Source organism: Merdimmobilis hominis, assembly GCF_900104615.1.
Taxonomy (GTDB): Bacteria; Bacillota; Clostridia; order Oscillospirales; family Ruminococcaceae; genus Merdimmobilis; species Merdimmobilis hominis.
In genome coordinates this window covers 1,032,717-1,044,567 of record NZ_LT629939.1, presented here as the reverse complement: position 1 = coordinate 1,044,567, position 11,851 = coordinate 1,032,717, and the positions used below count along the sequence as shown (strand labels likewise).

Below are 11,851 nucleotides of genomic sequence, written 5' to 3'. Positions count from 1 at the left end.
CTCTTTTATACCAGTTCATCCTGCCCGTCGGCGGGCAGGGTTTCAGCGCGGATTTTCGAGATCCGGCGGCCATCCATTTCCACCACGGTGAAAAGGGTGTTTTGAATGGTAACCTGGGGGTGTTCCCCCGCTTTGGGGATGCGCCCCAGCTTGTCAGTGAGGACGCCGCTCAGAGTCTCCGAGTCCACGTCGTCTTCAAATTCGATGCCCAGCTGCCGCTCCACCTCGTCCAGGGACACTGAACCATCAAAAGTCACGGCGCCGTCCGGTTGGACGGAGATCTCCTCCGCTTCGTTGTCGTATTCATCCTGGATATTGCCCACGATGGATTCCAGCAAGTCCTCCATGGTGACAATACCGTAAGTGCCGCCGTATTCATCTACAATCACTGCCATTTGCAGCTTGCGGCTTTTCAGCTCTTTAAACAGCTCGGTGCAGCGGGTGGATTCAGGGATGAAAAGGGGCGGGCGCATGCAGTTGTGGATGTTAAACTCCCGTTCGCTGCCGATAAACTGCAAAAGGTCCTTGGCATAGATGATGCCGATGATGTTGTCCAGGTCGTCCTCATACACCGGTATGCGGGAATAACCGGTTTCCATGGCCACCTGGACGATCTCCTCCAGGGAGGCGGTGGCTTCCACAGCGGTGGTCTCGGTCCGGTGGGTCATCACGGCTGCCACCGAGCGGTCGTCAAACTCGAAGATGTTGTTGATCATGTCCTTCTCGCTTTGTTCGATGACGCCTTTTTCCTCGCCCACATCCACCATCATGCGGATTTCTTCCTCGGTGACCTCCTCTGGTTCCTCATCGGGGCTGTGGCCCAACATCCGCAGCAGCAGGCCGGCGAAGCCTTCTGCCGCAGCCACAAAGGGCAGTAGCAGGGCGGCAAAGAAGCCGTAAGGGCCAATAAGGGAGAAGGAGATCTTCTCCGGCCGGGAAGCGGCCAGCCGCTTGGGCAGCAGTTTGCCGAACACCAACAGCACAAAGGCGAGAACCAATGTGATTAAAAAGACAGCGAGGGGGTGGAGCCAGGGGCTGGCTATGCCGTGGCCAGCCAAAGCATTGACCGCCACACCGGCGAACCGGTCGCACACTAGGCCGGCAGCAAAGAGGCCGCACAGGGTGACGCCGGCCTGTACGGTGGCCAAAAACCGGGAGGGGTGGTCCAGCTTATCCAGGAGTTTGCGCGCCCGGTTGTCGCCGTCCTCCACCAGGCGTTTGAGCCGGCTGTCGCTGAGGGTGACCATGGCGGATTCGCACATGGAAAAAAAGGCGCTGGCCGCCACTAAGATGAAAAGGGTCAATAGAAGCGGGGCAATAGTACCGTCGGGGTCCATAAAGCATCTCCTTAACCTATTAAGACTGATATTTGCGGAAAACCGCTTTCCTACCAAATTATACATGGTTTACCCGGCACTGTCAATTTGCCGCATAGGGGCAGCGGGGCTGGCGGGGAAGGGTGATAAATATTTTTCAAAATTGGCTTTCAATCGACCAAAAGACCCTCTGTTCTCTTTACATTAGAGGGGAGAAATGATAGAATCTATATGGGTAAGTATCCAAAGAATGGCATGTCCCGAATTTGCGGGAACGCCCAAAAATCCAAAGGGAGGAACAAAAAACATGGCAAGAAAAATGAAGACCATGGATGGCAACAACGCCGCTGCACATGTAGCGTATGCGTTTACAGACCTTGCTGCCATCTACCCCATTACGCCGTCTTCCGTCATGGCGGAAGTATCCGACAAATGGTCTGCAGACGGCCGTAAAAACGTCTTTGGCCAGAAGGTCAAAATCGTGGAGATGCAGTCTGAGGCCGGCGCAGCCGGAACCGTGCACGGTTCTTTGGCAGGCGGCGCCCTGACCACCACCTTCACCGCTTCCCAGGGCCTTCTCCTCATGATCCCCAATATGTATAAAATTGCTGGCGAGCAGCTGCCCGCAGTAATCCACGTGTCCGCCCGCGCCATCGCTTCCCACGCGCTGTCCATCTTCGGCGACCACTCCGACATCTACGCCTGCCGTCAGACCGGCTTTGCAATGCTCGCTTCCGGCGGCGTGCAGGAGGTCATGGACCTGGGCGCTGTCGCTCACTTGGCCGCCATCAAAGGCAGAGTGCCCTTCCTGCACTTCTTCGACGGCTTCCGCACCTCCCACGAGATCCAGAAGATCGAGATGTGGGACTACGAAGACCTCAAAGAGATGCTGGACATGGATGCGGTCAACGCTTACCGCAAGAGCTGCCTGAATCCTGAGCGTCCCACCCTGCGCGGCACCGCTCAGAACCCGGACATCTTCTTCCAGGCCAGAGAAGCCTGCAACTCCGCTTACGATGCGGTTCCCGCCATTGTTGAGGAGTACATGGGCAAGATCAACGCCAAACTGGGCACCAACTACGGCCTGTTCAACTACCACGGCGCCCCCGATGCCGAGCATGTCATCGTCGCCATGGGCTCGGTGTGCGACACCATCGAGGAGACCGTCGACCATATGAACGCCGCTGGCGCCAAAGTTGGCCTGGTGAAGGTACGCCTGTACCGTCCCTTCAGCGCTGAGCACCTGATCGCCGCCATCCCCGAGACTGCCAAGACCATCTCCGTTCTGGATCGGACCAAAGAGCCTGGCTCCCTGGGCGAACCCCTGTACCTGGATGTCGTCCTGGCCCTGCGGGATTCCAAGTTCCACAACACCCCTGTGTACTCCGGCCGCTACGGTCTGGGCTCCAAGGACACTACCCCCGGCCAGATCGCCGCTGTGTATGAGAACGCCAAAAAGGCCGATGCCAAGAAGCGTTTCACCATCGGTATTGTGGACGATGTAACCCATCTGTCCCTGGACGAGGTAAAAATGCCTGATACCACCCCCGAAGGCACCACCAGCTGCAAATTCTGGGGCCTGGGCTCCGATGGTACCGTCGGCGCCAACAAGAACTCCATCAAGATCATCGGTGACCACACCGATATGTATGCGCAGGCTTACTTCTCCTATGACTCCAAAAAATCCGGCGGTGTCACCGTTTCCCACCTGCGTTTCGGCAAAAAGCCCATCAAGTCCACCTATCTGGTGAGCAAGGCTGACTTTGTTGCCTGCCACAATCCCTCCTACATTGACAAGTACGACATGGTTTCCGACCTGAAAAAGGGCGGCACCTTCCTCTTGAACTGCGGCTGGGATATGGATGAGATCGAAAAGAGACTGCCCGGCGATGTGAAGCGCTATATGGCTGAGAACGACATCAAGTTCTACACCATCGACGGTATTTCCATCGGTAAGGAAATCGGCCTGGGCAGCCGCATCAACACCATCCTGCAATCCGCTTTCTTCAAACTGGCGAACATCATCCCCATCGAGGATGCTGTCAAGTACATGAAGGATGCTGCCACCGCTTCTTACGGCAAGAAGGGCGAAAAAGTTGTCGCTATGAACCATGCCGCCATCGACCGCGGTGTCACCGACGTGAAGGAGATCAAGATCCCCGAGTCCTGGAAACAGGCTTCCGGCGCCATCGTGCATCCCGTTGCCACCGGTTCCCGCAAAGACCTGGTGGACTACGTCAACAACATCCAGACCCCTGTCAACGCACAGCAGGGCGACAAGCTGCCTGTTTCCACCTTCATGGGCATGGTGGACGGCACCTTCCCTGTGGGGTCCTCCGCTTACGAGAAACGCGGCATCGCTGTGGATGTCCCTGTCTGGAACCCCGAAAACTGCATCCAGTGCAACTTCTGCTCCTATGTCTGCCCCCACGCCGTCATCCGTCCCTTTGCTATGACCGAGGAGGAGGCCGCTAATGCCCCTGCCGGCACCAAGACTGCGGACATGACCGGTATGCCCGGCTACAAGTTCGCCATGACTGTTTCGGTTCTGGACTGCACTGGCTGCGGCTCCTGCGCCAACGTCTGCCCCGGCAAGAAGGGCGCCAAGGCCCTCACCATGCAGAGCCTCGACTCTCAGCTGGACCAGCAGGAAGTTTCCGCTTACGGCCAGTCCCTGGATGTGAAGCCCGAAGTTCTTGCCAAGTTCAAAGAGACCACCGTCAAAGGCAGCCAGTTCAAGCAGCCTCTGCTTGAGTTCTCCGGTGCCTGCGCAGGCTGCGGCGAGACTCCTTACGCCAAACTGGTCACCCAGCTGTACGGCGATCGGATGTACATTGCCAACGCCACCGGTTGTTCTTCCATCTGGGGCGGTTCTGCTCCCTCTACTCCCTACACCGTCAACAAAGACGGCCACGGTCCCGCTTGGGGCAACAGCCTGTTTGAGGACAATGCGGAGTACGGCTACGGCATTTACCTGGCTCAGAAGAACATGCGCGACAGCCTGATCGAGAGAGTCAAGGTCATCGCCGGCAAGACCCAGACCCCTGGCAAGAAAGAGGCTTGCGAAGAGTTCCTGGCCACTTTGGAAGACGGCGTTGCCAACAAAGCCGCTGTCGCCAAACTGCTGCCCCTGCTGAAACACGAGCCCATCTGTGAGGATTGCCAGTATGTCCTGGACAACGCGGAGTTCCTCTCCAAGAAATCCGTCTGGATCTTCGGCGGCGACGGCTGGGCATATGACATCGGCTTCGGCGGCCTGGACCATGTCCTGGCTTCTGGCGAGGATGTCAACGTCTTTGTCTTCGACACCGAGGTGTACTCCAACACCGGCGGCCAGTCTTCCAAGGCCACCCCTGTGGGTGCTGTTGCCCAGTTCGCTGCCAATGGTAAAGAGGTCAAGAACAAAGACCTGGCTGCCATTGCCATGAGCTACGGCTACGTCTATGTTGCCCAGGTGGCTATGGGCGCTGATTACAACCAGTGCATCAAGGCTATCACCGAGGCGGAGAGCTACCATGGTCCTTCCCTGATCATTGGTTACGCCCCCTGCATCAACCACGGCATCAAGGGCGGCATGACCATCGCCCAGACCGAGATCAAACGGGCTGTTGAGGCTGGTTACTGGAATATGTTCCGCTTCGATCCCCGCCTGAAACTGGAGGGCAAGAACCCCTTCCAGCTGGATTCCAAAGCTCCTACCGCCAGCTACAAAGACTTCATCTCCAATGAGGTCCGGTACAGCTCGCTGGTTCGCGCTTATCCCGATCGTGCAGACGTTCTGTTCGACAAGGCGGAAACCGTTGCCGAGGATCGTTACAAACACCTGTTGCGGCTTGCCAAACTCTACGATGTAGAATAATAAGCCGTTTCAAAGCTGACTGCATGAAAAGCAGCCGCCCCATTGGGGCGGCTGCTTTTTTGTGTGCAGATACAATGGGGAAAGGGTGCCCCGAGAGAAGAACGGCGCCCCCCAGTGCCCCTTTTCTACAGGGAAATGGTATTGTCCTTGGTTTTTCTCATGCCGAACCGCCATCTGTTGCAAAAACCGAGGGGTATTTACTGATAATTTGGGAAATATAAAGAAAAATTGCAGGTTTTGCTTGACCCAGAGTGCAAAAAAATGTAAAATAAAACCTTGTAAAAAACCATTTCCCCAAGGGGAATGTAAACTGAAGGCTGAAACGCTTGCACTTTGAAAACACCGCCCTGCGTTTCCCATCCGCAAATTTGGATGGGGACGGGGCGGTTTCCCATTTTTTCAGGGTGTGGGTGAAAGAAGAAAAGGGGGATTCGCGTATGTCAGTAAAATACATCTTTGTCACCGGCGGTGTGGTATCCGGCCTGGGGAAGGGCATCACGGCAGCGTCCTTGGGGCGGCTGCTCAAGGAGCGGGGCTACCGGGTGACCATCCAAAAATTTGACCCGTACATCAACGTGGACCCCGGCACCATGAGCCCCTACCAGCACGGGGAGGTATTTGTCACCGAGGATGGCGCTGAAACCGACCTGGATTTGGGCCACTACGAGCGGTTCATCGACGAGAACCTCTCGGTGGATTCCAACGTGACCACTGGTAAAATCTATTGGACGGTGATCCAGAAGGAGCGCCGGGGGGACTACCTGGGCGGAACAGTCCAGGTGATCCCCCACATCACCAACGAGATCAAGGACCGGATCTACCGGGTGGGCAACAGCGGCGAAGCCGACATCGTCATCACAGAAATTGGCGGCACAGTGGGGGATATTGAAAGCCTCCCCTTCCTGGAGGCCATCCGCCAGGTGGGCAACGAGGTGGGCCGTGGGAACGCCTTGTTCATCCATGTGACCCTCATCCCCTTTATCGCCGGCTCCAATGAATTAAAATCCAAGCCTACCCAGCACTCGGTGAAGGAGCTCCTATCCCTGGGCATTCAGCCGGGAGTGATTGTCTGCCGCACCGAGTATGAGATTCCCCGGGAAATGCGGGAGAAGCTGGCTTTATTCTGTTCCACCCGGCCAGAAGACATCATTCAAAACCTGACCTTGTCCACCTTATATGAAGCCCCGCTGATGCTGGAACGGGAGGGGCTGGCCGCGGCAGTCTGCCACCATCTGGGCCTACCGGATCAACAGCCGGGTCTCCGGGAATGGAAGGCTATGGTGGAGCGGATGAAGCACCCTTCCCACAAGGCGGTCATCGGGGTGGTGGGCAAATATGTGGCCCTGCCCGATGCCTACCTCTCCATTCTTGAAGCGCTGAAACACGCCGGGGCCGCTCAGGATGGGGCGGTGGATATCCGGCTGATCAACGCAGAGGAGGTCACCCGGGAAAACGCCGCGGCCGTTCTTGGGGAGTGCGACGGCATCCTGGTGCCCGGCGGATTCGGGAACCGGGGCATCCAGGGCAAATTGGAGGCCGCCCGCTACGCCCGTGAGAAGGACATCCCCTATTTGGGCATCTGCCTGGGGATGCAGATGGCGGTGGTGGAATTTGCCCGCAACGTATTGGGCTACGCCGACGCCGATTCCTATGAATTTGACGAGAAGACCACCCACCCGGTCATCCACCTGATGGACGAGCAGCGGGAGATCACCGAAAAGGGCGGTACGATGCGGCTGGGAAGGTACCCATGTGTACTCCGGGAGGGGAGCTTGGCCCGCCGCCTCTACGGCCAGCCCTCTATCAGTGAGCGGCACCGCCACCGGTATGAGTTCAACAACCAGTTCCGGGAGGAGATCACCGCCGCAGGGATGGCGCTGACAGGACTTTCCCCCGATGGCAAATTGGTGGAAATTGTGGAAATCCCCACCCACCGGTGGTATGTAGGGGTCCAGTTCCACCCGGAGTTTAAATCTCGTCCCAACCGGCCCCACCCGCTGTTCTGCGGGTTTGTGGGCGCGGCGCTGGATCTTCACCAAGACAGATGCGGCCAATAGAAGAACCCGGCAGAAAATGAAATTCGGCCGCCGCCAGGGGGATAAAGGCGGCGCCTGCAAAAGCAAAAGAAAAATCCCCTTGGAGTGCCTGGATTAGCGCCCCCAAGGGGATTTTTGGAGTTGTAAGTGGTATACCTTACACCCGTTGCAGCCGTTTTGCTTTGTTGTAGGCGACAACACTGGCCCCGATGGCCCCTGCATATTGGGACAAGGGGTGGGTGTTTACCTTCAGGCCCAAGAAGGATTGGAGGGTGGAGCGGAAGCTCTCAAAATTGGCCAGCCCCCCGCTGAAAAAGACCTCCTCCTGGAGGGAGAGCTTCTGGGCGAAGACGGCGGTCCGGCGGCAGATGGATTGGATGACCCCCAAGGCCACATCTCCCCGGTCAGCTCCGGTGGCCAGCAGGCTGACAATCTCGCTCTCGGCGAAGACGGTGCACATGCTGGAGATGTTGACCGGGTGTTTGCCCACCACAAACTCGTCGATGGAAGCAAGGTCTTCCTCCAAGATCCGCATCATCACCTCAATAAACCGGCCAGTGCCGGCGGCGCATTTGTCATTCATCAAAAAGTCCACCACGTTGAGGCCGTTGTCCAGGAGGATCACCTTGCTGTCCTGGCCGCCGATGTCCACCACCACCCGGGTGGCGGGGTTGAGATAGGCGGCCCCCCGGGCGTGGCAGGTGATCTCGGTGACCTTTTGGTCAGCCTCCTCCAACAGATCCCGGCCATAGCCGGTGGAGACGGTGAAAGTCACCTCTGGGGAGTGGAGCTGGTGATACAGGGCGAGGATACTCTCCCGCGGGTTGGCGGAGGTGGGCAGGATGGCGGTCCTCACAACCTGAGTTCCGTCAAAGAGGGCTCCTTTGGTGGTGGTGGAGCCGGAATCAATTCCCAATGTCAGCATGGCGCACCCCTTACAGCATTTCGATGAAGGCGGCAAGACGGGTGTTCAGCTGGCCAGCATCAGAGGTGGAAAAGTCAGTCTCTACGCTCATGTAGGGGATGCCCTTTTCCTGGTTGACAAACCGTTTGATGGACAGAGTCTCCACATTGTAGGTGTGGCAGGCCTGGAGGATGACCTCCACCACCGCATCCACCTTATATTCGTCGATGAGCCGGTCCATCAGCAGAATGCGATTGGGGTTTGGGCTCATGCAGGAACAGCCGATGTTCAGGTATTTGCGGGCCAGGGCGTCGTAGACATCGGGGTTCTCCTCGTCCACCAGGTCTTCCACCGCTTTGGCGCCGCCGCAGTTCTCATAGCAGACCACATAGGCCCCGTTCTGCTCAATGGCGCCGACAATCTTTTCCATGACGCCGCCCAAGGGGCAGCCGGTGACCAGGATACGGGGCTTCTTGGGCAGCTTGTTGGTCTCGTACTCTGTCATGATCTTAGCGATGATGTCATCGATATCGCTGGCCAGCTTGTTTTCCTTGATCCGCTGGTCCATCCGGAAGGTGGAACCGTACAGGACCTTGTACTGGTCCACGCCGGTCATGGGCACTGGATCCAGCTTGGACAGGGAGTAAAACCGCTTCATGGCGCGGCGCACATCGTTGCGGGAGCGGATGGCGGCGCGGATGTCGTCCTCGGTGATGGTGACGCCGAACTGGGCCTCCAGTGCCTCCTTGAGGCGGATGATCTCCTTTTTCCACAGAACCAGGGAATCCTCGCTCTGGGTGTTGGGCAGGTTCATCACATGGACGTTTTTAAACTGGCCCAGGTATTCGTACATCTTCTTTTTGCCGTCGCAGGTGGTTTCGCCCACGATCAGGTCGGAGAAGTAGAAGTAGGGGCATTTGTCGGTCTTGGCAAACCCGTAGCTGGATTTGATCAGCGGACAGAGGTTGCGGGGCAGGTCTTTCTCCGCGTCGGGAATGGTCTCATCGCTGGTGGAGCAGAGGCTGACGGTAATGGCTCCCATGGCGATGGCCAGCTCCTGAGGGAAATAGGTACAGAAGGTGCCGATCATCGGTATGTTGTTGTCCTTGACTTTCTTGGCGCTAATGAAGGAGTTGCGCCGTGCCTCGGCGAATTCTTCAAAGATTTCGGGCAGCTCTTTTTTTAGTTCCATCTTGTATCCCATCCATTCTATCGTAATTCCATGAAAAACCGCCCCCAAAAGGCGGTTTTCGGCATAAGCCAACAAGATTAGTTTACGGTTGGGGAGTGGGAAAAAGCAAATAAAAAATATCTATTCTGCGGGCCGAGCCATCGCCTTTTTCAATAAGAAAAAAGAGCGGCGGGATACTAGGCAGGGTGTGGGTGGTTTCGACATGGGAAGGCAGGTATAATAATCGCTGATGAATGAAGGGAACGGTCAAGAATTTGTAAATATTACTAAATTTTATGGAATTTTTCTCTATATTTTCTGTATGTTTGCATGGGTGTTTCTTGAAAAAATAGGAAAAAGCTGGTATGATTAAAAAAAGAGGAAAAGGAGGTGCCGCGATGGCTCCAAGGAGCAAAAAAGAACGGCAGGCTCTTTCAGATTTTCACGGGGGAAGCAACTGCCGCGCCTGGGAGTATCTGGGCGCCCACCCCGCCCGCCGGGGAAGGGGAAAGGGGGCGATGTTCCGGGTGTGGGCCCCCCATGCTCAACAGGTTTCGGTGGTGGGGGATTTCAACAGCTGGGATTCCCACAAGCACCCCTTGTCCCCAGTGGGGGAAGGGGGCGTTTGGGAAGGGTATGTCTCCGGCGTAGAGCCCTTTGCCTTATATAAATACGCCATCACTGCCGCTGACGGGCGGGAGTTTTTGAAGGCGGACCCCTACGCCTTCCACAGCGAGACCGCGCCTGGCACCGCTTCCCGGTTCTACGACCTGGAGGGGTATGCCTGGAAGGATGAGAAGTGGCTGGCCGCACGGCGGGAAAAGGATCATCTCCACAGCCCCCTCAACATCTATGAGGTGCATTTGGGCTCCTGGCGGCGCTACCCCGACGGGGAGCCCTTTGATTACGAAAAGCTGGCCCAGGAGCTGATCCCCTACGCCAAGGGGATGGGGTACACCCACTTGGAACTGATGCCGGTGACCGAGTACCCCTATGACGGCTCCTGGGGGTACCAGGTGACTGGATATTTTGCCCCCACCTCCCGCTATGGCACCCCGGCGCAGTTTAAAGCCTTTGTGGATAAATGCCATCAGGCTGGGCTGGGGGTGATTCTGGATTGGGTTCCCGCCCACTTCCCCAAAGACGGCTGCGGCCTCTATGAATTCGACGGGGAGTGCTGCTATGAATACAGGCACCCCCAAAAGCAGGAGCACGCTGGCTGGGGGACCCGGGTGTTTGACTACGGCCGCAGGGAGGTGGTAAGCTTCCTCATCTCCTCGGCGATGTTCTGGGTGGAGGAGTACCACGTGGATGGCCTGCGGGTGGATGCGGTGGCGTCGATGCTCTATCTGGACTATGGCCGGCAGGAGTGGACCCCCAACATCCACGGAGGCCGGGAAAACCTGGAGGCGGTGGCCCTTCTGCGGGGGATGAACACCGCGGTGCTCTCCGCCCATCCGGATGTCCTCACCATCGCCGAGGAATCCACCACCTGGCCGCTGGTCACCAAGCCGCCCTACGACGGGGGCCTTGGCTTCACCCTCAAGTGGAATATGGGGTGGATGAACGACATCCTCTCCTACCTTTCCACCGACCCTTTGTTCCGGGCCGGGTGCCACGACAAGCTGACCTTCAGCCTGATGTACGCCTTCAGTGAAAACTACATATTGCCTATCTCCCATGACGAGGTGGTCCATGGAAAGGGCTCCCTCATCGGCCGGATGCCGGGGGCATACGATCAAAAATTCGCCGGGGTGCGGGCTTTTCTCGGGTATATGATGGCTCACCCAGGCAAAAAGCTCCTGTTTATGGGCAGCGAGTTCGGCCAGTTCATCGAGTGGGATTATAAAAAGGAATTGGATTGGCTCCTGCTCTCCTACCCGCGCCACCAGGAATTGCAGCGGTATGTGCGGGACCTGAACCGGTTCTATCAAAAGAATGCCGCCCTCTGGCAGGTGGATGACAGCTGGGAGGGGTTCCAGTGGATCGCCAATGACGATAACGCCCAGAACATCATCGTCTTCCGGCGCATCGACCGAAAGGGGAAGGAACTGATCTGCCTGTGCAACTTTGCCCCGGTTCTGCGGGAGAAGTACCGGATCGGTGTCCCAGATGCCAAGGGCTACCGGGTGGTGTTCCACTCCGACGAGTTCTTCTATGGAGGGACCGGCGTTGTCCATCCGCCCCTTTACCCTTGTGAGAAGGTCCCCATGCACGGGTTTGATCAATCAGTGGAGCTGACGATCCCGCCGATGTCCACCCTGTATCTGGCGGCGGAGAGCCCCCGCAAACCCCGCGCCGCCCGGCGGGCCCGCAAGCCGGACCGGGAGGAGAACCTGTAAGTTCGCCACAATCCGGCAAAGGAGAACAACCGGCTGCCTGGATTTGTTTTATGTATATCCCAATATCGCTCGGGGAGGTTTCAACATGTTTCGCAAAAAAGAATGGATCGCCATGCTGCTGGCCGGAGGGCAAGGAAGCCGCCTCTACGCCCTGACCCGGAACCTGGCCAAGCCGGCGGTTCCTTTTGGCGGCAAATACCGCATCATTGATTTTCCCCTGTCC

General features: G+C 57.3%; 7 protein-coding genes. 4 read left to right on the top strand and 3 right to left on the bottom strand.

From position 1 onward, the window contains the following. Positions 1-5 precede the first annotated feature (5 nt). Positions 6-1,337 (bottom strand): hemolysin family protein, encoded by a 1,332-nt coding sequence (locus BQ5353_RS05035; protein ID WP_071427421.1) that lies wholly within the window; start codon positions 1,335-1,337, stop codon positions 6-8. A gap of 286 nt (positions 1,338-1,623) precedes the next feature. Here BQ5353_RS05035 and nifJ point away from each other — a divergent pair, with 286 nt between their 5' ends. Together nifJ and BQ5353_RS05025 are read left to right on the top strand one after the other, a co-directional pair. Continuing rightward, positions 1,624-5,175, top strand: coding sequence for a pyruvate:ferredoxin (flavodoxin) oxidoreductase (gene nifJ, locus BQ5353_RS05030; RefSeq protein ID WP_071427420.1), 3,552 nt, complete (start codon positions 1,624-1,626; stop codon positions 5,173-5,175). 437 nt (positions 5,176-5,612) lie between these two features. Further along, positions 5,613-7,232, top strand: coding sequence for a CTP synthase (locus tag BQ5353_RS05025; protein WP_054332062.1), 1,620 nt, complete (start codon positions 5,613-5,615; stop codon positions 7,230-7,232). 136 nt (positions 7,233-7,368) lie between these two features. Here BQ5353_RS05025 and BQ5353_RS05020 read toward each other — a convergent pair whose 3' ends face one another. Both BQ5353_RS05020 and BQ5353_RS05015 read right to left on the bottom strand, forming a co-directional pair. Further along, a complete protein-coding gene (locus BQ5353_RS05020) occupies positions 7,369-8,136 on the bottom strand; it encodes an acyl-CoA dehydratase activase (RefSeq protein WP_054332011.1) in 768 nt (255 codons plus the stop codon). A 10-nt stretch (positions 8,137-8,146) separates the two neighbouring features. Beyond that, positions 8,147-9,307, bottom strand: a complete 1,161-nt coding sequence (locus tag BQ5353_RS05015) for a double-cubane-cluster-containing anaerobic reductase (protein WP_071428417.1) — start codon at positions 9,305-9,307, stop codon at positions 8,147-8,149. A gap of 377 nt (positions 9,308-9,684) precedes the next feature. Here BQ5353_RS05015 and glgB point away from each other — a divergent pair, with 377 nt between their 5' ends. Both glgB and BQ5353_RS12395 read left to right on the top strand, forming a co-directional pair. Then, positions 9,685-11,628, top strand: coding sequence for a 1,4-alpha-glucan branching protein GlgB (glgB, locus tag BQ5353_RS05010; protein ID WP_071427419.1), 1,944 nt, complete (start codon positions 9,685-9,687; stop codon positions 11,626-11,628). 85 nt (positions 11,629-11,713) lie between these two features. After that, on the top strand, positions 11,714-11,851 hold a 138-nt coding region (locus BQ5353_RS12395), incomplete at its 3' end, for a sugar phosphate nucleotidyltransferase (protein ID WP_267888292.1).